Source organism: Streptomyces yokosukanensis (genome assembly GCF_001514035.1).
Classification (GTDB): domain Bacteria; phylum Actinomycetota; class Actinomycetes; order Streptomycetales; family Streptomycetaceae; genus Streptomyces; species Streptomyces yokosukanensis.
Window position 1 is genome coordinate 26,865 of sequence record NZ_KQ948207.1, and the last position, 23,153, is coordinate 50,017.

Here is a 23,153-nt window from a genome sequence, read left to right on the forward strand (position 1 = left end):
GGTGACCGTGACTTCCGCCCCCGCCCGTACCTCGCCCCGCCCGCGCACCGCCCTCGCCATGGGAACGGACATCCACCGGGCCCTGCTCGCCGACGACCTCCTCGACCGCCTCCGCGAGGTCGCCCGCGTCGACACGACCACCACGATCACGACGATCACCGACGCCGACCCGGCCGCGGCCCTCCGGCTCGCCCACGCCGAAGTGCTCTTCACCCACTGGGGCGCACCGCCGCTCACCGAGGAGGCGCTGCACCGCATGCCCCGGCTGCGGGCCGTCGTGCACGCGGCCGGTTCCGTCAAGCACCATGTCACCGAAGCCGTCTGGGACCGCGGCATCGCGGTGTCCTCCGCGGCCGCCGCCAACGCCGTCCCGGTCGCCGAATTCACCCTGGCCGCCGTTCTGTTCGCGGGCAAACGGGTCCTCGACATCGCCCGCGACTACGCCCGCGCCCGCACCGCGCCCGGCCTCCTGCCGTACTACAGCGGGCACGGCAACTACCGGCGCACCATCGGCGTCGTCGGTGCCTCCCGGGTCGGGCGCCGGGTGATCGAGCTGCTCCGCCCGTTCGACCTGCACGTCCTGCTGTACGACCCCTACGTCGACCCCGTCGAGGCCAGGGCGCTGGGCGCGGAGCCGACGGACCTGGACGAACTCGCCGCGCGCAGCGACGTGGTGACCATCCACGCCCCCCAACTCCCCGAGACCCGGCACATGTTCGACGCGCGTCGCCTCGCCCTCCTGAAGGACGGCGCGACCTTGGTCAACACCGCCCGGGGCTCCCTGGTCGACACCGCCGCCCTCACCGAGCACCTGCTCACCGGCCGTCTGCACGCCGTCCTCGACGTCACCGATCCGGACGTGCCCCCCGCCGAGTCACCCCTCTACACGCTGCCGAACGTCCTGCTCACACCGCACATCGCCGGCTCGCTCGGCAACGAACTGGGCCGCATGACCGACTGGGCCGTCGACGAACTCGACCGCTACGCCCGCGGTCTGCCCTTCGCCCACCCCGTCGGCCCCGAGGAACTCACCCGCTCCGCCTGAGAGCCACGACCCGCGCCTCCCGAAGGGACGTCCATGCCGGCCCGCCGCGTCCTCGTCGTCGGCATCGGCGGCGTACGCCTCGACCCCCTGGGCCGTCTGTCCACCCCGCACCCCGACGCGCTCACGGCCGGCGGCTTCCTCGCCCCGGTCGAGGCGGACGACGGCACACCTCGCGGAGGCGACGGTCACGCCCCGGCGTAACCTTTCCTCACCCGCCGCCGACACGGCCGAAGCGCCCGAGGAGATCCCGCATGCCCGCCGCCCGCCCCCGCCTGCTCTACGTCACCGACCTGGCGTACGAGGCCCGCGGGCGCCGCTACTGCGACGAGGACATCTTCCTCACCTCCCGGCTCCGCGCCCGCTTCGACCTCGCCCTGTGCCATCCGATGGACGCCGCCGCGCTGATGGACGGCTTCGACGGGGTGGTCGTGCGCAACAGCGGGCCCGTCCTCGGCCATCAGCAGGCGTACGACGCCTTCCGCGCGCACGCGCTCGCCACCGGCGCGCGCGTGTACAACCCGCTCACCGGCAAGGCCGACATGGCGGGCAAGGGGTATCTGCTCGACCTGAGCGCCGCGGGCTTCCCCGTCATCCCGACGGTCGGCCGCGCCGAGGACCTGCGCCTGCTGCCCGCCGCCGAGCGGTACGTGGTCAAGCCGATGCTCGGCGCGGACTCCCTCGGCCTGCGGATCGCCCCGGCCGAGCGGGTCGCCGCGCTCGCGGTCGGCGAGGTCCTGATCCAGCCCTGTGTCGACTTCGTGCACGAGGTGTCCTTCTACTTCGTCGACGACGACTACCAGTACGCGCTGTACGCCCCCGACCCCGAGCGCCGCTGGGAGCTGCGGCCCTATGCGGCCACCGCCGCCGACCTGGAGTTCGCGCGGCGGTTCATCGACTGGAACGATCTCGGCCACGGCATCCAGCGCGTCGACGCCTGCCGCACCCGCGACGGCGACCTCCTGCTCGTCGAACTGGAGGACCTGAACCCCTATCTGTCCCTGGCGGCCCTGCCGGAGGAGGCCAGGGACGCCTTCGTGACCGCGTTCACGGCGTCCCTGAGCCGGTTCGTGCACGGAGCGCTCAACCCAGCCTGACCGTGACCCGCTGGGAGGCGCCCGCCATGCCCGTGAGATCGCCGAAGGACAGCGTCAGGGCGGCTCCGGTGGCCGCCGAGGCGAGCGTGCCCGGCGCGGACGTCACCGCGGTGACCGCCCGCCGCCAGGTCAGCGTGAGGCTCGTGCGCATCCGCATCGGATCGCTCACGGCGATCACGGCGGTGCCGTCGTCGCTCTCGCTGATCATCACGCAGCACGGATCGCTCGCGGTGAGCGTTCCGACCGTACCGCCGAACCAGAAGTTCACCCCGGTGAAGCCGAGCGAGCGCACGAGGACGCCCTGCTGACTGTCGGTGTTGGCGAGCACGGTCAGCCAGTTCGGGTCCGCGGCCCGCGCCCGCGTACCGGCCGCGGTGGCCCCGGGCAGCAGGAGGTAGGCGTACGAGGCGTTCACCGGGTCGGTGCCGTGATCGACGTACATCGTCAGGTACTTGCGGTTGAGCACGGTGGTCGAGCCGCCCTTGTTGATGGTGCTCCAGCTGCCTTCACGGGCCTCGCGCAGCGCGCGCACCGCCGCCCCGCCGGGGAAGACATAGCCGCCGTGCCCGCCGATGTGCGCCCACTTCGCCCCGGTGAGCGTCGCCGACCAGGGGTAGGAGGCGGGCTCGACGGTGCCGTCGACGGTGAAGGGGGCGCCGCCGGTGGGGCCGAGGTTGCGGTTCTCGACCGTCGTCTCCACGGCCGTGCCGTCGGTGCAGCCGATGCCCGCGCCGAGGCAGACGACCGTGTCGTCCAGGAAGAACCACGACTTCTTCGCCACGAGCGTGGACTGCAGGCCCTTCAGATACTGCCCGACCGCGGCCCGCTGACCGTCGGTCGCACCGCCCACCCAGTTCACGTCCGGTTTCGAGGCGCCCCAGTCGCCGCCGGCCGCGTCCGCGAGCGCCTTGCGCGAGGCGGTCGTACCGGGCAGCCGGTAGGGGTCGACCGTGGGCCAGAAGGCGTCGCTGTACTGGCCGTTGGCGAAGGTGTCGCCCCACCAGTACAGCATCCCGGAACCGGTGTGCCAGCCGCGCAGGTTCTCGCCGTTGCCGGTCTCGTAGTACGTGATCCGCTTGTCGGCCATGCTCAGCGAGGCCGCCCAGCCGGGCCTGCGGTGCGTGGCCCGCTCCATGGACGGGAACAGCCGGTGCCCGGTCGGCTCGGCGACCGCCGTCACCGACCCGTCGTCCTGAACTGCCTTGAGCCGGGCCAGATGGGGCAGGCTCAGCACCGGGTCGGCGAGCGGCGCACTGTAGTAGTCGCGCTGCATCCAGCCCTTCACCAGAGCACGCCAGCGGGTGCTCTCGGCCGTGCTCGCACCCTGCCCGAGCAGCACGATCGAGGCGAGGATCGGATGGCCGCGCAGATGGTCGTCCTGCTGGATCTGCTTCGGGTCCGCCGCGGTGAGCCCCCGGCTGATCGCCCGGCCCGCGACGCCGTCCATGACCAGGCCGTTGTAGAGGAACGGCGCCCAGGCGTGCTCCACCGAGTCGAACACGATCTGCCGGTTCGGGTCCGTCACCGCCCAGGTGGAGCCCGCCAGCAGCGCGAACAGCAGCCCCAGCCCACCGAGCATGACCGAACCGTAGGAGCCGGTGTACGGCACCGTGGTGTGCTGGACGAACGAGCCGTCGGCGTACAGCCCGTCGCCCGAGGTGACGTACGGGTACACGGCGGAGAGGGCGTCGCGGGCGAGCGCCACCTTGGCCGCGCTCGCCCCGAGCACGCCGCGCAGCGCCAGCACCCGGCACAGATCGACCCGGTTCGCGCCGGTGCTGGTCCCGCTGTAGCTCGCCACCGCCGAGTCGGGCACGAAGTGGTCGACGGCGGCGAGGTAGTCGGCGAGCTGCGCGGCCGACAGGGCGTCGTACAGCAGCACGCAGGTGTCCAGCAGCGCCTGCGGGGCGCCGATCTGCCAGTTGTACCAGTTGCCGTAGCGGGTCTGGCCCGCGTTGTAGACGTCGTCGTGCAGATGATCGAGACCTGCGACGATCGCCGCCCGCAGGCCCGGGTCGCCGGTCAGGCCGGTGCCCGGCTGGGAGTAGGCCTGGGCGAGTGTGCTCAGCCGCGTGTAGCTGGTGTTCATGTTGCCCGAGTAGCCGTACGACTCCTGGTCGGTGTCCGGATCCGGGTCGGCGTAGACCAGGTCCGGCCACAGGGAACCGGTGGCGGGGGCCATCGTGGCCCGGTACTGGCTCGCTGTCGTGCCCAGGTCGGCGAGCCTGCTCTTGAAGGGGTCGGCGGTCGGGTCGAATCCCTCGCCGAGGGTCAGGGTGCGCCATCTCGCGCGGAGCGTCGCGAACTCGTCCGTCGCGGCCAACGCCCGGGTGCCGAGACCCAGGGCGACAGCGGTTCCCGAACAGACGGTCAGAAAGCCACGGCGTGACCAAGGAGTCGTCATGACGGCGCTTTCTAGCACGCGCTTTCTTAAACGCTCAATGGTTTAGGCAGAGTTGAGCGTTTCGATCGTTCGGTAGTTCTGGCTGGGGGAGGGGCGACACTCCCCGTCGAACGTCGGGCAAGGCTCAGGGAAAGCCATGGATGCGAGCGGGGCTCAGGCCTCATCATGGGCAACCCGCGGCCGACGGTCGCGTGCTCCGCCGCACCACAGAAAGCCAGGCCGATGACCGGCTCCCGCATTCCGGGCCTGATCGTGCCCGCCGTGTTCCTGCTGGCGCTGGTCGTCGGCGTGTACTGGTACTGGCGCCACCGCGACGACGACTGACCCTCGCCCCGGCCTCGTTGCCCGCTCCGGCGCCCTTACCCGTTCAGCCCCCCTGCGCGCACGCGCCTGCGCGTCCGTGCCCGCCTTCGCGCCTGCCGCGCGACTCCCGGCGGCACGCCTGCCCGCGTCCAGCGGCGGTGCGGAAGCTGCCGGTCAGCGGCCCGCGCCGCGGCCGGCCAGCGCCTCGCTGACCGCGCGCACGCTGCGGGCGATGTGCTGCAGCTGCATGACCTCGGCGGCGTACAGCTTGATCGTGTGCTCGATGACCGACTCCGGCAGCCCGAGCATCGGCAGCTCCGCCCGCGCCGTCTGCAGCGCGGTCCGGGCCACCCGCACCTCCTGCTGCACCTGCAGCTGGGCGTGCCGGGCGAGCAGCACGGGGTGGCGGATGAGGGCCGGATAGCTGGCGTAGCGCGCGGGGATCAGCTCGCGCAGCCACCTGGCCGCCGAGCGCTCCCAGTCGAACGAGCCCGGGGGCTTCACCTGACAGGGCCAGTCGGTGCTGATACGCGTGCTGGTCAGAGGCATGATCATCGCTTCCGGTGGGCGGCGTCGTGAGGGTGGTCCGACGGGTGCGGGGCGGCCCCGGCCTAGGGGATGGCCGGGGCCGCCCCGGGCGCGTCGCGCAGACGATGCGCCCCGGTACACCCCAGGCGCCGACGTGGGTAGGAGACGGCGGCCGGGAGTGTCCGTGTGGGAGCCCCGGGCATCGGGAACCGGCAGTGCGTGAAGGCTTGCGTACGCATGGGCGGTCCGTCGGCTTTCTCGGGGCGGTGTGCGAGCGGTGAGTCCGCTGGTGCGGAACGTGCCCGGAGTGAGCCGGGGCGATCCGTGAGCAGTATTTATATATGCCGTCCGCTTTGCAAGGCGTATGAAAACATTCATGCGTGATTTGTCGTGGATGATCCCCGTCCATGGCATGGGAGACCGCAAGATCTTCACCGTGCCCGGCCCGTGCGGGCGCGGCCCGCGCGTGCGCGGACCGGCACGGCCGGAGTCAGTCCTTCAGGAAGAACTGGTGCTGGTCGGAGAGCTGCTCGTACTTCTCCAGCCGGGCCTGGGTGCGTTCCGGATCGGCGTCGGTCATGGCCTGCAGCAGGGCGGCCGCCATGATGCCCGGCGCGGCGTAGGAGTCGAACACCAGCCGGGATCCGGTGCCGGTGGCGAAGGTGATGTCGGCCTCGTCGGCCAGCGGTCCGAGCGCCAGATCGGTCACGAGCGCGACCTTCAGACCGGCGCCGCGCGCCACCCGGACCGCCTGCAGCGTCTCCTGGGAGTGCCGGGGCATGGCGAAGGCGAGCACCCAGGTGCCGCCGGCCTCGCGGCACTGCAGCAGCACGTCGTAGGCCACGCTGCCGCCCCGGGTGACCAGCCGGACGTCGGGGTGGATCCGGCGGGCGGCGTAGCCGAAGTACTCGGCCAGCGACACCGAGATGCGCAGGCCCAGCACGGTCAGCGGGGTGGAGCGGGACAGCTCGCGGCCGATCCGGATGATCTGGTCGGGGTTGCCGAAGTCGCGCCGCAGGTTCTCCAGGTTCGCGATCTCGGCGTCGACGGCCGCCTGCAGCTCGTTGGCCCGGTTCTCCTCGCCCGCCCCGCCGGCCAGCGTGCTCAGCGCGATCGACTGGAGCTTCTCGCGCAGCGCGGGATAGCCGCTGAAACCGACGGCGGCGGCGAAGCGGGTGACGGACGGCTGGCTGACCCCGACACGGTCGGCCAGCTCGGTGATGGACAGGAACGCGGCCTCGGTGATGTGCTCGATCAGATACTGGGCGACACGCCGCTGCCCCGGCGACAGACGGGGGCCGTCGAAGAGTTCCCGGAGCTGCGAGGTCGGCGCGGCCTCGGTCGCGGGCACGGTCTTGCCGGACGTGATCGCTGATGCCTGTGCGCGTGCCTGCTGCGGCGAGGGCACCGGCTCGCCTCCTTTGTCTGCCACAAGCATTCAACATAGCTCACCCAGTGTCATGAACAGGGGGTTGAGCAGGAGGTTTCAACGCCGGAAGAGGCTGATCGAATGGCCCACGTCACCGGCCGGACGGCTGCTGTCGATCAGCTCGGCGAGCCGTCCGCGCGCCTTGGCGAGCGCCGAGTCCGACACCGCCAGCAGACCGTGCACCCGCCGCACCGGCACCGTGCGCGGATCGGCTGCGTGGATGCCGTAGTACGACGGCACGCCGCTGCCCTTGTACACCAGCCACACCCGCTCGCCCGGATACCGCCGGCGGAGCCGGACGGCGAGCCGGCCGAGGTCCTGCCCCCAGTCCACATTGGAGTCGTGCAGCAGCCGGTGGGTGTGCGCCGGGCCGCCGAAGGCCTCGTTGGAGTACGGCAGGTAGTACGGGAACGTCCGCAGCGAACTCACCGCCGTGCACAGCACCAGCGCGGCCGTCGCGACGACCGTCCACCGCCGGCCGGGCCGCGGCGCACAGGCCGCCGCCACCGCGAGGAACATCGGGACGAACAGCGCGTACCGCGTCCCGAAGTCCCGCGACCCCGTCATCGCCGCCGCGAGCAGCACGCCGGGCGGCAGCAGCAGGTACGGCGCCGAGGGCCGCAGCCGCCGCACCGCCACGGCCGCGACGGCACCGGCCGCGCCCAGCGCGAGCAACCCGAGCGGCGTCTTCACCGCCAAAGCCGCCGGCAGGTAGTACCAGAGCGAACCGGTGTACAGATGCCCGAACAGATAGCCCTGCCACGGCTGGTCCTCCAGCCCGAACTGCACCCGCATGCCCGCTCGGTAGGCATCCGGCACCGGCAACAGGTCCACCAGCCGGCCGCGCAGCCCGTGGAGGGTCGGCACCGGTTCGGCGGGGGAGAACCGCAGACGCGGATCGACGGCGAGGTACGCGGCCCAGACGACGGCGACCGCCACCAGCGCCACGACGGCCGCACCGCCCAGTCCTTCCGCCACGGTCCGCCGCCGACCGCCGACAGCACCGGTGACCGGAAGCGGAACCTCGCGCCGACGGCTGTCGGCCCCGTTCATGAGGGCGGGCAGGTCCCGCCCCCGCCCCGCGGCGACGGTGGACACCGCTGCCAGTCCCATCAGTACCGGCACCGCCGGCAGTGCGCTCATCTTGGTGGCGACGGCCGCGCCGAGGGCGGCGCCGGCGAGGGGCAGATACGGCACGGGGCGCCGCCGCGCCCGCCACACCAGCCAGGCCGACGTCAGCACGAACCCGGCCGTCGGCACGTCCAGCGTGGCCAGCGAGCCGTGGGCGACGAGGTCGGGCGAGAACGCGTACAGCGCGAGCGCCGCCAGACCGCCCGCCGTGCCCGTCAGCTCACGGGCGAACGCGAAGGCGACCAGCCCGAACAGCAACGTCAGCACGATCACCGGGAGCCGTGCCCACAGCATCAGCCGCCACGGGTCGTTGCCCGACTCGTACAGCAGATGGCGGCCCACGTCCCCCTGGGTGCCGGGGGACGAGGGGTCGTAGTGCGGGCCGGCCACCGCCACCCCGGCCGCGATCAGCAGTTTGCCGAGCGGAGGATGCTCGGGGTTGTAGCGGATCCGGTGCTCGCGCAGATAGTCGGTGGCCGTCGCGACGTACACCGGCTCGTCGATGGTGGGTGTCTGCCGAACGGCCGTCGTCACCATCGCCGCGGCCATCTGTGCCAGCAGCAGCGCCACGAGCAGCGGCACCAGCCGGCGCCGATGCCGGCGCACGGCGGCGTACGGGCGGGCCGCTGCTCCGGCGGGGGCCGTCCGGCCGAGGACCAGGTGCTGTTCGCGCGCCATCATCCGCCCTGCGGCGACACCGGCCGAGGGGCGGCGGGAACGGTCGAGGACCCGATCATGGCCCTACTGTCGCACCGCTCTCGCCGCTTGCGGCGTCACCGCTGCACGAGTCGTACCGGCAGACCTTCTGCCGTGTACACGGGTACGGCCCGCAGCCGGTCGGAGTTCACCTCGGTCCGGGTGAACCGGCCGTGCGGCCGGGGCACGTCGACGACCGGCAGGGCGCTGCCCTCGGCCGGGGGCCGTCCGGTGTCCAGCCGCAGCGGCAGTCCCACCGGGGACGCGCAGGAGATCCGGCCGCGGACTCACAGCAGCGAACGCGCCAGTGCCACCGCCCCGTCGACCGGTGGCACGCGCAGCGGTCGCGGCCGGGTCGCCGGGAGCGTCCCGGCGAGGGCGGCGGTGAACGCGTCGTAGAGCAGCGGCTGGGCGAGGACCGTGGTGCCCGCGACCACCACGTCGTCGGCCGCCGCTCCGCGCCGGGCCAGCAGCGCCACCAGCGCGGCCAGGGAGCGGCCCTGGGCGGCGATCACCGCGCGGGCGAGTGCCGAGCCCGCCTCGGCGGCGGCGAAGACGGCCGGTGCCCGCCCGCCCCACTCGGCCGAGGGGTCCGCAGCGCTCTCCAACGCCGCGCCCAGCGCGGGCACTTCGGGAACACCGAACGCGTCGAGCAGGGCCGCCGCCAGCGCGTCGGGAGGCTCGCCGCGGTCATGGGCCGCCCAGCAGACGCGAGCCGCCTCCCGGACCAGCCCGGCCGCGCCGCCCTCGTCCCCGAGAACCGCGCCCCAGCCGCCGACCTGCACGGGCGTGCCGTCGGCACGCCGGCCCACCGCCACCGAGCCGGTACCGGCGACCAGAGCGATGCCCCGGTCCAATCCGGCTGCGGGCAGGAGGAGTTCGGCGTCGCCCACGACCAGCGCGGGCGCGTCGACGTGGCCGCGCAGGGCCGTGCGTATCTCCGCGCACTGGCGCGGGGTCTCGCAGGCGTGCCCGCCCACGGCCAGCGCCGCCGGGCGTACCCCGGCCGGCAGCGCGTCGGCGGCCAGCGCGGCCAGCCAGCCGGCGGCGGCCGCGGGGTCGTGCGGTCGCCAGCCGCCGCTCGCGCGGACGTGGTCGGCGACGGGGGCTCCGTCGGCCACGGCGCGCAGATGCGTCTTGGTGCCGCCCACGTCGATGCCGACCAGGACGGGCGCGGAGTGCTGCACGGGACCTCCTTCGTCGGGGCGCGCTGATCCCGCAGTACACGATCTTCCAGAACCTGACCTGGATCAACACCCTTCTGACGGTGCGGTTCCCGCGCTGCGGCCCGCGCGAGCCGGACCCGGCCGTCATGATGGACGGGCCGACCCGCCGCAGAGACTGGTCGAAGGCCTGGCGACCACCGGAACGAAGGGCTGACCCACCGTGCATCTGCCCTACCAGCGCGGCCCGCTGCACGACCTGCCGGACACCCCGCAGGCGTACGACTCCGTCCTCGCCGACGCGAGCGAAGAGGCCCTCGCCCGTCTGACCCCCGAGGGCAGTCTGGAACACCCCGACGCCCACGACGACATCGGCGACACCTCCCTCGGCATCACCTCCCTGCTGGCCCTCGCCTGGCAGCGCGGCAAGGACCCCCGGCTGCCGGAGGCGGTCCGCCGCAGCCTCGACTTCCATCTGCGCGAGCGCATGTACACCACGGACAACCCCGGCTACCCGAACCTGCGCAAGCCCGGCTCCGGCCTGCCCTACGCCCGTTACGTCCTCGAAGCGGGCGCCCACCCGATCGGCGACTGGCCCAGTACGGTCTGGGCGCTGCTCCAGGCCGTGAACGTCCTCGACGCGGCCGACGGCCTCCTGGAGGACGAACAGTACGCGCGGCTACGGCAGTTGGCGCACGGCTACTGGCGCTGGCTGACCGAGGCCACCTTCTTCAACCCGCAGCAGGCGGGCAACCAGGCCATCGGCTGCGTGGTCGGCGGCCTGATGCTGGCCCGCCATCTGCCCCCGGAGGACGCGGCACCCGTCCGCTCCCGCGCCCTCGCCCTGTACACCGACGAGATCCGCGCCCACCGGGTCCCCGACCGCGGCGCCCTCCTGCCGCCCGAGCACGGCGGCGCCTACGACAACAACTACGGCCCGATCTCCCTGTCCTTCCTCGCCCAGGCCCACCGGGTCAGCGGCGAGGAGACGTTCGCCGAGGACGGCGACACCCTCGCCCGCTACATCGACGCCCGTGTGACCAGCGGCGGTTACGACTACGGCGGCCCCCGCTACAGCGAACAGCACTCCGGATTCGAATCCGTCCTGGGCCTGCGCCGCTTCGGCGCCCGCATCGGCGCCGACCTCGGCCGCTACCGGGGCGACACCCGCTGGGGCCGGCACGCCGACCGGCGGGACGGCCGGATCGACGGGCACTTCGCCTTCATGCTGGTCTGGCAGATCCAGGACACCACCCGCTGGCACCGCACCCCCTCGGCCGCGCCCGTCCGCCACCAACTGCGCTCCGGCACCGTCTCGGTGGCCTTCGACCACCGGATGACCCCCGCCCTGATCGAGGCGGCCGGCACCTACTACCTGCCCGCCGCCGTGCGCCGCCAGCACGGGTTCGGCCCGGTCACCGACGGCTTCCTGCTGTGCCGCCCGATGGGCGAGGTGCGCGTCGCGGACGCCCGCGCCGACGGACTCGCGGCGAAACTGGTGACCAAGCCGGTCGTCGGCCGCGACCACGTCCTGCGGCATGTGCGTTCGCTGTACGTCACCGACGGCACCAGCCTGTGGGTGACGGTCGCCGTGGAGCGGCTCGGCGGGGCGCCGTACCTGCTGTCCGGGCTGCCGTACGCCGCCGACGACGGCGACCGGGTGCGCCGCAGTGCCGAGGGCGAGGTCGTCTCGGCGGGCGGGCTGCGCCTCACCCACCCCGCGGACGGGGGCCCCGACCACTTCGACGCCCGCGCCGCACTCACCCAGGAAGAGGCCGCGTTCGCGCTCGCCGCCGACCCGCGCGGCTACGGCAACCCCGACGAGGGCTGGCGCCACCTGGTCTCCTCCACCGCGCTGGAGGCCGCCCCGGCACCGGGCGCCCCGGACGGGCTGCATGTGTTCGCCGTACGGTACGGGCCCGGCGGAGCGTTCGCGCCGGTCTTCGAGGCGAGCCCCGGCGCGCCCGGCGCGCCCGATGAGTCCGATGAAGCGGTCGAACCCGGCGGTTCCGGCGGGCTGCTCGTGCGCACGGAGGCGTTCACGGCGGTCGTCGGTCCCGTGGCCGGAGACAGCCGAGGAGAGCCCTCGCTCACCGTGCGCCGCTGAGCCTCATCCCTCAGGCAGCGCGACGGCGGGCAGCGCGGCGGGCGGCACCAGCAGGTCCGCCCGCCCGCGGGTCGTCGCGACCAGGTCGGCGTTGGCCTGGTCCGTGCCCAGGACCCAGGCCACGGCGGTCTCGTGGTCCTTGCCGAACTCCTCGTGGCGGGCGATCAGCCGACGGATCCGCTCGTCCTCGTCCGCCTCGCAGAACCACACCTCGTCCAGGCACGGCCGCACCCGCCCCCACGAACCCTCCGCCAGCAGAAGGTAGTTGCCCTCGGTGACCACGATCCGCGCGGCCGGCGGCACCGGGATCGCGCCCGCGACCGGCTGCTCCAGCACCCGCTCGAAGCCGGGGGCGTACACCACCTCGTCGGGGTCCTCGCGCAGCCGCCGCAGCAGCGCCGCGTACCCGGCCGGGTCGAAGGTGTCCGGTGCCCCCTTGCGGTCCCGGCGGCCGAGCCGCTCCAGTTCGGCATCGGCGAGATGGAAGCCGTCCATGGGCACGTGCGCGGCCCGGTGCGGCCCGCCGGCGTTCAGGGCGCGCACCAGATGCTCGGCGAGGGTGGTCTTGCCCGCGCCGGGGCCGCCCGCGATGCCGAGCACGGCACGCCGGCCGTCCCGTACGAGGCCACGGGCGCGATCGAGAAGGTCGTCGAAGGTCAGCGGCACAGGGGACAGTGTGGCACCGGCGGGTTCGCGCCGGGACAGGGGACCGGAACCGGAATCTTTGCCGAGAAGTGCGGCCGCTGTGGCGCGCGCCACCCACTGGAGCGCGGTCGATGGGGAAGAGTGCCGGTATGACTCAGCTCGGTCTTCCCGACGCAATCCAGGCCTGTCTGTTCGACCTCGACGGGGTCGTCACCAAGACGGCCGTCGTGCACGCGGCGGCCTGGAAGGAGACGTTCGACGCGTTCCTGCGGGACTACGAGGGGGAACAGGGGCGACCGTTCGACGCGGTGGCCGACTACGACGAGTACGTGGACGGCCGCCCCCGCGCCGACGGCGTCCGCGCCTTCCTCGACTCGCGCGGCATCCGCCTGCCCGAGGGCACCCCCGAGGACCCGCCGGACGCCCCTACTGTGCACGGCCTCGGCAACCGCAAGAACGTCCTGCTGCTGGAGAGGATCCGCACCGGCGGCGTGGAGGCCTACGAAGGCACCCTGCGCTATCTGGAGGCGGTCCGCGCCGAGGGGCTGCGCACCGCGATCGTCTCCTCCAGCGCCAACTGCCAGGACGTGCTCCGCTCCGTCGGCGCCGAGCACTTCTTCGACGTACGGATCGACGGAGTGGTCGCCGCCGAACGGCACCTGCCCGGCAAGCCGCACCCCGACACCTTCCTCGCCGCCGCCCACGACCTGGGCGTCGAGCCGGCCCGCGCGGCCGTCTTCGAGGACGCGCTGGCAGGGATGGAGGCCGGCCGCGCGGGCGGCTTCGGGTACGTCGTCGGGGTGGACCGCGTGGGCCAGACCGACGCGCTCTACGCGCACGGCGCGACCGTCGTGGTGAAGGACCTGGCGGAGCTGGGAGGCAAGCGGTGATCACCGACCGGTCGTACAGCGTGGAGCCGTGGGCCGTCCGCGAGACCGCCCTGGATCTCGATGTGCTCGCCCAGAGCGAGTCGGTGTTCGCCCTGTCCAACGGGCACGTCGGCTGGCGCGGCAACCTCGACGAGGGCGAACCGCACGGCCTGCCCGGCAGCTACCTCAACGGCGTGCACGAGGTGCACCCGCTGCCGTACGCGGAAGCGGGCTACGGCTACCCGGAGTCCGGCCAGACGGTCATCAACGTCACCAACGGCAAGGTCCTGCGGCTGCTGGTGGACGACGAGCCGTTCGACCTGCGCTACGGCCGCCTCGTCGCCCATGAGCGGATCCTGGACCTGCGCCGCGGGGTGCTGGAGCGGACCTGCGAGTGGACCTCCCCGGCGGGCTCCACGGTCCGTGTGCGCTCGACCCGGCTGGTGTCGCTGACCCAGCGCGCGGTGGCCGCGGTGGCGTACGAGGTGGAGGCCGTCGGCAGCCGCAGCCGCGTCGTGATCCAGTCCGAGCTGGTCGCCAACGAGACCCTGCCCGAGGCCGACGGCGACCCGCGCGCGGCCATGGCGCTGCAGTCCCCGCTGGAGCAGGAGGACCACTTCGCCTCCGACAGCCGGCTGCGCCTGGTGCACCGCACCCGGCGCAGCGGCCTGCGGGTGGCGGTGGCCGCCGACCATGTCGTCAGCGGCCCCGAGCGCACCACCACGCGCAGCGAGAGCGGCACCGACGTGGCCCGCCTGACGGTCACCTCCGTGCTGGAGCCCGGACAGACGCTGCGCGTGGAGAAGCTGGTCGCGCACGGCTGGTCCGGCACCCGCTCGCTGCCCGCGATGGCCGACCAGGTCGACGCCGCGCTCGCCGCCGCCGCGCACGACGGCTGGCAGGGCCTGCTGGCGGACCAGCGGACCTGCCTGGACGACTTCTGGGCCCGCGCGGACGTCGAGGTGGAGGGCGACGAGGAGGTCCAACAGGCGGTCCGCTTCGCCCTGTTCCACGTGCTGCAGGCCGGCAGCCGCGCCGAGCAGCGCGCGATACCCGCGAAGGGCCTGACCGGCTCCGGCTACGACGGGCACGCCTTCTGGGACACCGAGATGTTCGTCCTGCCCGTGCTCACCCACACCGCCCCCGCGGCCGTCGCCGAGGCCCTGCGCTGGCGGTACAACACGCTGGACGAGGCCCGTGAGCGCGCGGCCCAGCTGGGGCTCGGCGGGGCCGCGTTCCCCTGGCGGACCATCGCCGGACCGGAGGGCTCGGCGTACTGGCCGGCCGGCACCGCCGCCTTCCATGTGAACGCCGGCATAGCCGACGCCGTGGTCCGGTACGTCGAGGCCACCGCGGACACCGTGTTCGAGCGCGAGGTCGGCGTGGAGCTGCTGGTCGAGACGGCCCGGCTGTGGCGCTCGCTGGGCCACCACGACGCGCACGGCGTCTTCCACATCGACGGCGTCACCGGCCCCGACGAGTACAGCGCGGTCGCCGACGACAACACGTACACCAACCTCATGGCCCGGCAGAACCTGCTCGCCGCCGCCGACGCCGTCGAACGCCATCCGCGCGAGGCGGAACGGCTCGGCGCGGACGAGGACGAGAGCGCCGCCTGGCGGGACGCCGCCGAGGCCATGCACATCCCCTACAACCACGAACTCGGCGTCCACGAGCAGCACTCCGGTTTCACCCGCTACCAGCGCTGGGACTTCGCCGGCACCCGCGCCGACCAGTACCCGCTGCTTCTGCACTTCCCCTACTTCGACCTCTACCGCAAGCAGGTCGTCAAACAGGCCGACGTGGTGCTGGCCATGTACACCTGCGGCGACTACTTCGACGCGGGACGCGACCAGGGGGGCGCGGACCAGGTCGCCCGGAACTTCGCCTACTACGAGCCGCTGACCGTCCGGGACTCCTCGCTGTCGGCCTGCTGCCAGGCCGTCATCGCCGCCCAGACGGGCCATCTGGACCTCGCCCACGCCTACACCACCGAGGCGGCCCTGATGGATCTGCAGGACCTGGAGCACAACACACGCGACGGGCTGCACATCGCCTCGCTCGCCGGTACCTGGATGGCGCTGGTGGCGGGCTTCGGCGGGATGCGCCGCGACGGCGAGCGCCTGCGGTTCGCGCCACGCCTGCCCGAGCGGCTGAGCCGCCTCGCCTTCAACGTCGAGTTCCGCGGGCGGCGGCTGCGCGTCGACATCGGCGCGGACAAGGCCATGTACGCGCTGCTGGACGGCCCGCCACTGACTCTGCGCCATCACGGCGAGCCGCTGACGGTGTCCACCGACGAGCCGGCCGTGCGAGCCGTACCGCCGACCCTCCGCCGCCCCACCCCCGAGCAGCCCCTGCACCGGGCGCTGAACGGAGGCTGAGCGCCCCGCCGCACGTGCGGGCGGCGACGGCTCGGCTCAGTACAGCGCGCCCGACAGCTGACGCAGCAGGTCGCTCGTGGCGTCGGCGGCGAGCAGCGCGGACAGGGTGCCGAGGAGGAGGACGGCCGCCGCGGCCGGCCACAGCGGTGGCGGCGGGCTCGTCTGCAGGGCCGCGATCCGCCGGGTCACGGCCCGGTCGGTGAAGTGCAGGGCGCAGGCGCCGCGGGAGCCGCCCGCGGTGAGCGCGGCCCGGGCCAGCGCCCGGGCCGTGGTCCGCCGGTCGCCGACCGCGGCCGCCGCCTGCTCGTCGGCCCACCGCTCCACGAGGAAGCCGACGGCTCTGCGCACCGGTCCGAGCAGCGGGTCGGCTGCCGCCGCGAGCGTCGCCGCCGTGACCAACGGGCCGTGCCGGTGGGCGAGATGGGCGCGCTCGTGCGCGAGCAGCACCCGCCGCTCGGCCGGATCGAGCGCGCTCAGCATCGCCGAGGTGACCAGGATCCGGCCCGGCCGGCCCGGGACGGCGAACGCCTGCGGCACCGGGGAGGCGGCGACGATCAGCTCGGTGTCGGCCGGGTGTCCCGCGCACAGCCGGCGCAGGGCCCGCCGGGTGCGGTGCTCGGCGCGTACGGCGCGGGTCACGCGCACGGCGATCGCGACCAACGCCAGGCAGGCCGCGAGTCCGATCGCCTCGGGTACCGGATCCGCGACCGTGCGCCCGTCCTCACGGGCCTCGCGGATCACCGGCGGCGCGTCCCCGAGCAGCGCGGCGGCCAGTAGGACGAGCGACCAGGCGGTGGCGGCGGCCGTCACCACGGCCGCCGAGGTCAGCACGCGCACGGCGAGCGCCGGAGCGACCCGGCGGCCGATCACCGGCCCGAGCGCCGACAGCAGCAGGGACAGCGCCAGCGGGCTGTACACGTCGAACCTCATGCGCCTTCTCCGGCGAGCAGCTCGCGCAGCGCCCGTTCCTCCTCGGGGCTGAGCCCGGTCACGAACTGCTGGAGCGCGGCGATCGGGTCCGGGCCCCGGTCCAGGGCCTCGTGCATCGCCTCGGCGGTCAGCTCGGCCGCGTTCTTCGCCGGCCGGTACGCACCGCGCCGCCCGTCGGCGTCCCGGAGCACCAGACCCTTGTCGTAGAGGCGTTTGAGGATGGTGTGCACGGTGTTGTAGGCGAGTCCGCCGTCGATCTCGGCCTGGATCTCCGCCGGGGTCAGCGGCCGCTCGGTGGCCCAGAGCGCGGCCAGCACCTCGCTCTCCAGCGCACCGGCGCTGCGCCGCTCCGCCCTGCCGCGGGACCCTGTGCCAGCCATGCCCCAACCTTACAGCGCGTAGTGCCATCGGCCGGATGGCCCCGTCTCCCCGGCACAGGGCCGTGAATCGGGGTACTTTGTCGCTGTTTCTCCCGTGGTTGGACGGCGCGTTCGCCTGCCACCCTACGAGCTGTAGGGTGGCAGGGGTTCCGCATGCCGCGGGGCAGAGGGGTGATGATGACCGGCAGCGTGCACGCCACACTCGCCGGGCTGCGGCGCGAGCGCTCCCACCGAAGGTCCGAGGACCCCCGGTGGTCCGGTGCCACGGCCGCACCCGCGGCGGTGGCGGTCGCCTTCACCCTGGCCCAACTGCTCCTCGTCCGGCCCGGCATGGGCCTCGGCTGGGACGAGACGGTGTACGTCAGCCAGGTCGGCGCCCACGCCCCGGCCGCCTTCTTCAGCGCGCCCCGGGCGCGCGGCGTCTCCCTGCTCGTCGCGCCCGTCGCCTCCTGGTCGTCCTCCACCGCACTGCTGCGGATCCACCTCGCGCTCCTGTCCGGTCTCGCCCTGTTCCTGGCCCTGCGCGCCTGGCGCGGCCTGTTCCCGGTCCGCGTCCTCGTCCTCGCCGGCGCCCTGTTCGCCTCCCTGTGGGTGACCCTGTTCTACGGCCCGCAGGCCATGCCCAACTACTGGGTCGCGGTGGGCGCCTCGGCCACCGTCGGCTGCTTCCTGCGGGCCTGCGACGGCCCGGGGCGGGCGCCATGGTGGGGCCTGGCGGCGAGCGCCGCGCTCATGGCGGGGATGCGGCCCACGGACGCCGTCTGGGCGGCGTCGCCGCTCGTCGTCCTCGGCCTGGTCCGCCGCCACCGGCGGGCCCTGGCGGTGCTGCTCGCCGGGCTCGCGGCCGGCGCCGCCGAGTGGGTGATCGAGGCCTACGTCCGCTACGGCGGCCTGCTGCACCGGCTGTCCGAGGGCTCGGCGATCCAGGGCGGCCTCGGCTGGCACCTCGCCGTCGCCGACCAGTGGCGCAGCCTCGGCGGCCGGTCGCTGTGCCGCCCCTGCACCGGTGCACCGCCCCACCCGGTGGTCACCTTCTGGTGGCTCGTCCTGCCCCTGCTCGCCCTGCTCGGGTGCGTCGTCGCCGTCCGCGCCCGGCGTACGACGCCCACCCTGCTGCCCTCGGCCTGCGCGGCCACCGCCGCCTTCCCCTACCTCTTCCTGATCGACTACGCGGCCCCGCGCTTCCTGCTGCCCGCCTACGCCCTCCTCGCGCTGCCGGTCGCCGACGCGCTGGTGCACCTGGCCGGCGCGGCGCACGGGCGCGGGCGCCCGGTCGTCGCGACACTGCTCGGCCTCGCGCTCGCCGCCCACCTCGCCGTCCAACTCACCGTCCTGACGCACGTGGTGGACGACGCCACCGCCCAGCACCGCGGCTGGTCCCGCACGGCCGGTGCCCTGCACCGGCTCGGCGTGCGCCCGCCCTGCCTGCTCACCGGGGGCGACGCCATCCCCGTCGCGTTCGCCGCCGGCTGCGCGTCGGCCGCGACCGCCGGGCACAACGCCGACACCACCGAGCACGCCATCGCCGCGACGGCCCGGCGGATCCCGGTCGCCGTACTGGTGTCCGCGGGCGCCCGGCCCCCCGGATACGCGCACACCTGGCCGACCGCGCCCTTCGACGGAGGGCGGCTGTACTACTCCGTGCCCGGGAGCGGCCCATGACGGCACCGGACCACCGCGTGCGCAAGAAGCCGCCACCACCGCCTGCCAGGGAGCCGCAGATGACCTCACCGGTTTCACTCGCCGTCTCCCTCGGCCGGCGCCGCGCCTACTGGCACGCCGGCGTCCTGCTCGCCGTCCTGCTCGGCGGGCTCTACCTCGCCCGCCGGCACTGGCCCGCCCTGGAGAGCGGCGCCGGACGCCTGGCCGGCGCCGACCAGGGCTGGCTGCTGGTCGGCGCGACCGCGGCCCTCGCCACCTGGGCGGCGTCGGCGCTCGCCCAGCAGGGCGCGGTCCTGCGCCGACTGCCCCGACCCCGGCTCGTCGCCGCCCAGTTCGCCGCCTCCGCCGTCGGCCATCTGCTGCCCGCAGGGCTCGGCGCCGGCGCGGTGAACCTGCGCTTCCTCATGCGCTGCGGACTGCCCGCGGGCCGCTCGGCCAGCGCTCTCGCGGTCAAGGCCACTGCCGGGGCCGTCGTCCGCCTGGCGCTGATCGCACTGCTGGCCCCGGCCTGTCCGGGTCTGCTGCGCCCGCCGCACCTCACCGCGACGGCCCTCGCCGTCGCCGTGGGCGTGCTCGTGCTGCTCGGCATCCTGCCGATGACCCCCTGGTGGACGCGCTGCCGCCGGGCCCTCTGCGCCGTCCGGGCCGACATCCGCGCCCTGCACGGCTGTCCCGCGCGGGCGGCGGCCCTGTGGGGCGGCTCCCTCGCCTTCGCCGCGCTGCACTGCCTGGTCCTCATCTCCGTCACCCAGGCCGTCGCCGTGCCGCTGCCCCCGCTGCAGGTCGCCCTGGTGTACCTCGCGGGCAGCAGCGCCGCCGCCCTGCTGCCCACCCCGGGCGGCCTCGGCTCCCTGGACGCGGCGCTCGCCCTCGGCCTCACCGTCTCGGGCGCCCCCGGCGCGGCCGCCGCCTCCGCCGTGCTCGGCTACCGGCTGCTGACCGTGTGGCTGCCGCTGCTCCCGGGGCTGCTCGTGCTCGGCGTGCTGGTGCGGCGCAAGGCCCTGTGACGGACCAGGCGTCGCCGTGCGCCCCTCCCCGGGTCTCCCGAGTTTCTGACTGAGCCGGGAGATGGGGCTACTGGGTGCCCGCCCTGCTGTTCGCCGTCGCCGTCGCCGTCGCAGCCGTCGCCCTCGCCCTCGCCCGGTTCGCCCTCGGCGTGAGCGCCGTGACCAGCTTCTGGATCGCGTACGTCCTCACCCGGCCGCTCGGCGCCTCCATCGGCGACTACCTCTCCCAGCCCACCGGCGACGGCGGACTGGGCCTCGGCACCGTGGTGACCGGCGCACTGTTCCTCACGGTCATCCTCGCCCTGGTCGTCCACCTCATCGTCACCCGCAAGGACGTGACCGAGGATGCGCAGCTCTGGTCACCATGCCTCGATGACCGGCGCGTCGGGTTCGTACTGCTGCCAGGCCTCGTTGAGGCGCGTGAGCCGGTCCGCGGTGGCGATGCCGAGCAGGGACGCGACCTTGCCGTCGCCGATTTCGAACGCCACGGCGCCCACGACCCGGCCGTCGGTCACCGCGAGGACGGCTGGGGAGCCGTTGACCAGCGCGATGTGGAACGCGGGGGAGCCGCCTGCCAGCCGCCGCTTCGCCGGCGTGGGCTTGAAACCGGCCCGCACGTAGGAGGCGACGCGCTCGCGCGTGTTGTGCCGCAGCAGCCGCCTGGCCAGACCGTAGCCGTCCGAGACCGCGGTCGCGTCGTCGGTGAGCAGCGCCACCAGCCGCTCGGTGCGCCCCGACGTGGCGGCGGCGAGGAACTCCTCGACGATCCGGCGCGCGGACACGGGATCCACCTCGTCGCCGCCGCGGCGCTCGGCGGCGATCCGGATCCGGGCCCGGTGGACATGCTGCTGGCTCGCGGACACGGTGATGTCGAGGATCTTGGCGATCTCGGCGTGGGGACAGGAGAAGGCCTCGCGCAGGACGTAAGCGGCCCGCTCGACCGGAGAGAGGCGCTCCATGAGGGTCAGGACGGCCAAGGACACCGATTCGCGCTGCTCGAAGGTCTCGGCCGGGCCGAGCATCGGGTCGCCATCGAGGAGCGGCTCGGGCAGCCAGGCTCCGGCAGCTCGCTCGTGGCGTGCCCGCGCCGAGCGGAGCCGGTCGAGGCAGAGGTTGGTGACGGCCTTGGTCAGCCAGGCCTCCGGCACCTCGATGCGTTCCCGGTCTGCAGTCTGCCAGCGCAGGAACGTGTCCTGCACGGCGTCCTCGGCGTCGGCGGCCGAGCCGAGCAGACGGTACGCGAGCGAGGCCAGCCGGCCCCGGCAGGCCTCGAACCGATCGATGGCTGCGCTGTCCATGCGGAGCAGCCTATGCGGCGGCCCTCACACCGCCCCGGTCGGGCGCGGTGGCCAGACGGCGCTTGCGCTTGGGCATGCCGAAGGTCGGGTGGTCGATGCCCCACCCGGCCCCCTTGAGCACGCCCGACTTGAGCCGCGCGGCGGTCCGGCCGCCCAGGTACCAGGACTTCGACCGGACGTCCCCGTCCACCATCTGGAAGATCGCGTCCCGCCGCCCGAGGCTGATGTGGTTGCCGTGGTACTTCAGCCCGGTGGTGGGGACCTTGCCGCCCGTCAGGCGCGCGACGATCGCGGCGGTCGCCTGCATGTTGGTGTAGCCGGCCGAGGCGCAGGACATCGGCAGCGGCCGGCCGTTCTCGCCGATCGCGTAGGCGCTGTCACCGGCGGCGTAGACGTCCGGGTGCGAGATCGAGCGCATGGTGCGGTCGACGGCGATCTGGCCGGTCTCGGCCACCTCCAGGCCGCTGGCGGCCGCGATGGGGTGTACGGCGAACCCGGCCGACCACACGGTCACGTCGGCCGGGACGGACGTACCGTCGGCGGCGATCGCCCGTGTCGGCTCGACCGCTTCGATGCCGGTGTGCTCGTGGACGGTGATGCCGAGTCGGTCGAAGGCCCGGTGCAGGTGACGGCGGGCCTTCGGAGAGAGCCAGGCGCCCAGCTCGCCGCGGGCGGCGAGCGCGACCGAGAGGTCGGGCCGGGACTCGGCGAACTCGGTGGCGGTCTCGATGCCGGTCAACCCCTCACCGACGACCAGCACGGTGCCGCCCTCGCCCAGGCCGGCCAGGCGTTCGCGCAGACGCAGCGCCGAGGACCGGCCGGTCACATCGAAGGCGTACTCGGCCGCGCCGGGGACGCCGTGGTGGGCCACGGAGCTGCCGAGCGCGTAGAGAAGGGTGTCGTACGCGAGCTCGCCGTCGCCGTCCTCGCCGGTCGCGGCGACGGTCCTGCGCTCGGGGTCGACGCAGGTGACGCGCGCCAGGCGCAGCCGTACGCCGGTGCCCGCGAACACGTCGACGAGCCTGCGGGACGCGAGATCCTGGCCGATCGCGAGCTGGTGGAGCCGCATCCGCTCGACGAAGTCGGGCACGGCGTTGACGACGGTGATCTCGGTGTCGGCCGGAGAGAGCCGGCGGGCCAGGTTTCCGGCGGCGAAGGTCCCGGCGTATCCGGCGCCGAGTACCACGATGCGGTGCTTCATGGCGTTGCTCCTGTCTCGTTCGCGTGCCCCCTGAACGAGACGGAGCCCCGATTGCTGACAGGAACCGGGTGTGACGCGGGTCACCGCGCCGACGGGCTGCCCCGAGATCGGTCTCGGGGCGTGCCGGTCCGGGAGTCCGGCGGGCCGGTGGTTCGGCAGTCGCTGGTCGGCCCGCTACTCGTACCGGTACTTCAGTGAATCCGCCTCCGCCTGCTCGATGTCGGCGATCGTCAGCTCCGGCATCCGCAGCTGGGCCAGCGTCACCTCGGCCGAGGTCGGCTGGGCGTCCGCCGGCAGCCACTGCTCCGGCTTCCAGGCCGCGCTGCGCAGGAGCGACTTGGGGCAGTGCGGGTAGACCTCCTCGACCCCCAGCACCAGCGCACTGGCCGGCGGTTTGCCCACGGCGGTCAGCTGCGACAGCAGTTCCGGGCGGGTGGAGACGCAGGCCCGGCCGTTCACCCTGAGTGTCGTGGTGCGCCCCGGGATGACGAACAGCAGCCCGGCCCGTCCGGTGGCGACGACGTTCTGCAGGGTGTCCAGACGCTTGTTGCCGGTCGCGTCCGGTATCGCCACCGTCCGTGCGTCCAGGACCGCGACGAACCCGGCGGGGCCGCCGCGCGGGGAGACGTCGCAATTGCCCTCGGCGTCCGCGCTCGCGACCAGGACCAGCGAGGAGCAGCCGATCAACCGCCGGGTCTGCTCGGTGAGTTCGGTCATCTGCTTGCGCACGGCCGCGTCGCTGGGGAGTTCGTAGGCCCGGCGCAACGCCTCCTGGTCGGCCACCGCGTCGAGGCGGAGCGAGTCGAAGGCACTGCCGGCAAGGGGTGTTGTCATGCCTGCGACCCTAACCTCCCTGTTTCGCGTCGAGTGGCTGAGCTGG

General features: G+C 73.9%; 20 protein-coding genes and 1 pseudogene. 9 read left to right on the top strand and 12 right to left on the bottom strand.

From position 1 onward, the window contains the following. Position 1 precedes the first annotated feature (1 nt). The 3 genes from AQI95_RS03495 to AQI95_RS03500 are packed head-to-tail and all read left to right on the top strand — an operon-like array spanning position 2 to position 2,139. Entirely contained in the window at positions 2 to 1,045 is a 1,044-nt protein-coding gene (locus AQI95_RS03495) for a hydroxyacid dehydrogenase (protein WP_244188605.1), read from the top strand. Between the two features lie 33 nt (positions 1,046 to 1,078). Continuing rightward, complete coding sequence (locus tag AQI95_RS46265; RefSeq protein WP_425264856.1) at positions 1,079 to 1,246, top strand: hypothetical protein; 168 nt, start codon at positions 1,079 to 1,081, stop codon at positions 1,244 to 1,246. Positions 1,247 to 1,296: 50 nt separating this feature from the next. Next, positions 1,297 to 2,139 (top strand): ATP-grasp domain-containing protein, encoded by an 843-nt coding sequence (locus AQI95_RS03500; protein WP_067117165.1) that lies wholly within the window; start codon positions 1,297 to 1,299, stop codon positions 2,137 to 2,139. Here AQI95_RS03500 and AQI95_RS03505 read toward each other — a convergent pair. From AQI95_RS03505 to AQI95_RS03530, 6 genes are all read right to left on the bottom strand, one after another. Continuing rightward, on the bottom strand, positions 2,126 to 4,543 hold the full coding sequence (locus AQI95_RS03505; protein WP_067117168.1) for a polysaccharide lyase 8 family protein: 2,418 nt from the start codon (positions 4,541 to 4,543) through the stop codon (positions 2,126 to 2,128). The two genes, AQI95_RS03500 and AQI95_RS03505, sit on opposite strands and share 14 nt — an antisense overlap. Before the next feature lie 477 nt (positions 4,544 to 5,020). Beyond that, the gene (locus tag AQI95_RS03510) at positions 5,021 to 5,401 is read right to left on the bottom strand and encodes a hypothetical protein (protein WP_079071029.1); all 381 of its coding nucleotides are present in this window, start codon (positions 5,399 to 5,401) and stop codon (positions 5,021 to 5,023) included. A gap of 463 nt (positions 5,402 to 5,864) precedes the next feature. After that, positions 5,865 to 6,782 (bottom strand): MurR/RpiR family transcriptional regulator, encoded by a 918-nt coding sequence (locus AQI95_RS03515; RefSeq protein WP_067117171.1) that lies wholly within the window; start codon positions 6,780 to 6,782, stop codon positions 5,865 to 5,867. Positions 6,783 to 6,860: 78 nt separating this feature from the next. After that, positions 6,861 to 8,615 carry an ArnT family glycosyltransferase gene (locus AQI95_RS03520; RefSeq protein WP_067117174.1) on the bottom strand — a complete coding sequence of 585 codons (1,755 nt, stop codon included), beginning with the start codon at positions 8,613 to 8,615 and terminating at the stop codon, positions 6,861 to 6,863. 92 nt (positions 8,616 to 8,707) lie between these two features. Then, the gene (locus tag AQI95_RS03525; RefSeq protein ID WP_067117177.1) at positions 8,708 to 8,887 is read right to left on the bottom strand and encodes a hypothetical protein; all 180 of its coding nucleotides are present in this window, start codon (positions 8,885 to 8,887) and stop codon (positions 8,708 to 8,710) included. Positions 8,888 to 8,917: 30 nt separating this feature from the next. Further along, entirely contained in the window at positions 8,918 to 9,817 is a 900-nt protein-coding gene (locus tag AQI95_RS03530) for a BadF/BadG/BcrA/BcrD ATPase family protein (protein ID WP_067117180.1), read from the bottom strand. Positions 9,818 to 10,016: 199 nt separating this feature from the next. Between AQI95_RS03530 and AQI95_RS03535 the strand changes: the two genes are divergently transcribed. Continuing rightward, positions 10,017 to 11,900: a hypothetical protein gene (locus tag AQI95_RS03535; RefSeq protein ID WP_067117182.1), complete on the top strand. Its 1,884-nt coding sequence runs from the start codon at positions 10,017 to 10,019 to the stop codon at positions 11,898 to 11,900. A gap of 3 nt (positions 11,901 to 11,903) precedes the next feature. Here AQI95_RS03535 and AQI95_RS03540 read toward each other — a convergent pair whose 3' ends face one another. Beyond that, complete coding sequence (locus AQI95_RS03540; protein WP_067117185.1) at positions 11,904 to 12,566, bottom strand: nucleoside/nucleotide kinase family protein; 663 nt, start codon at positions 12,564 to 12,566, stop codon at positions 11,904 to 11,906. Between the two features lie 128 nt (positions 12,567 to 12,694). On the opposite strand from AQI95_RS03540, the gene AQI95_RS03545 reads away from it, so the two are divergent. Further along, the gene (locus tag AQI95_RS03545) at positions 12,695 to 13,435 is read left to right on the top strand and encodes an HAD family hydrolase (RefSeq protein WP_067117188.1); all 741 of its coding nucleotides are present in this window, start codon (positions 12,695 to 12,697) and stop codon (positions 13,433 to 13,435) included. After that, the gene (locus AQI95_RS03550; RefSeq protein ID WP_067117190.1) at positions 13,432 to 15,795 is read left to right on the top strand and encodes a glycoside hydrolase family 65 protein; all 2,364 of its coding nucleotides are present in this window, start codon (positions 13,432 to 13,434) and stop codon (positions 15,793 to 15,795) included. The genes AQI95_RS03545 and AQI95_RS03550 overlap by 4 nt, the downstream gene beginning before the upstream one ends. A gap of 36 nt (positions 15,796 to 15,831) precedes the next feature. Here the strand turns inward: AQI95_RS03550 and AQI95_RS03555 are convergent, their stop codons facing one another. Both AQI95_RS03555 and AQI95_RS03560 read right to left on the bottom strand, forming a co-directional pair. Next, positions 15,832 to 16,725 carry a M56 family metallopeptidase gene (locus AQI95_RS03555; RefSeq protein ID WP_067117193.1) on the bottom strand — a complete coding sequence of 298 codons (894 nt, stop codon included), beginning with the start codon at positions 16,723 to 16,725 and terminating at the stop codon, positions 15,832 to 15,834. Next, positions 16,722 to 17,105 (bottom strand): BlaI/MecI/CopY family transcriptional regulator, encoded by a 384-nt coding sequence (locus tag AQI95_RS03560; RefSeq protein WP_079071030.1) that lies wholly within the window; start codon positions 17,103 to 17,105, stop codon positions 16,722 to 16,724. Before AQI95_RS03560 ends, AQI95_RS03555 begins: the two co-directional genes overlap by 4 nt. Positions 17,106 to 17,282: 177 nt before the next feature. On the opposite strand from AQI95_RS03560, the gene AQI95_RS03565 reads away from it, so the two are divergent. The 3 genes and pseudogenes from AQI95_RS03565 to AQI95_RS44425 all read left to right on the top strand — a co-directional run. Then, entirely contained in the window at positions 17,283 to 18,767 is a 1,485-nt protein-coding gene (locus AQI95_RS03565; RefSeq protein ID WP_079071086.1) for a hypothetical protein, read from the top strand. Positions 18,768 to 18,826: 59 nt separating this feature from the next. Next, positions 18,827 to 19,774, top strand: coding sequence for a lysylphosphatidylglycerol synthase transmembrane domain-containing protein (locus AQI95_RS03570; RefSeq protein WP_067117199.1), 948 nt, complete (start codon positions 18,827 to 18,829; stop codon positions 19,772 to 19,774). 65 nt (positions 19,775 to 19,839) lie between these two features. Continuing rightward, positions 19,840 to 20,118, top strand: a pseudogene (locus tag AQI95_RS44425) (hypothetical protein); the annotation flags it as partial. 15 nt (positions 20,119 to 20,133) lie between these two features. Here AQI95_RS44425 and AQI95_RS03575 read toward each other — a convergent pair. The 3 genes from AQI95_RS03575 to AQI95_RS03585 all read right to left on the bottom strand — a co-directional run bounded on the left by AQI95_RS03575 (position 20,134) and on the right by AQI95_RS03585 (position 23,107). Beyond that, positions 20,134 to 21,072 (bottom strand): sigma-70 family RNA polymerase sigma factor, encoded by a 939-nt coding sequence (locus AQI95_RS03575; RefSeq protein WP_067117201.1) that lies wholly within the window; start codon positions 21,070 to 21,072, stop codon positions 20,134 to 20,136. A gap of 10 nt (positions 21,073 to 21,082) precedes the next feature. Next, complete coding sequence (locus tag AQI95_RS03580) at positions 21,083 to 22,273, bottom strand: NAD(P)/FAD-dependent oxidoreductase (protein WP_067117205.1); 1,191 nt, start codon at positions 22,271 to 22,273, stop codon at positions 21,083 to 21,085. A 174-nt stretch (positions 22,274 to 22,447) separates the two neighbouring features. Then, a complete protein-coding gene (locus AQI95_RS03585) occupies positions 22,448 to 23,107 on the bottom strand; it encodes an MSMEG_1061 family FMN-dependent PPOX-type flavoprotein (RefSeq protein ID WP_067117208.1) in 660 nt (219 codons plus the stop codon). Positions 23,108 to 23,153: the final 46 nt, after the last annotated feature.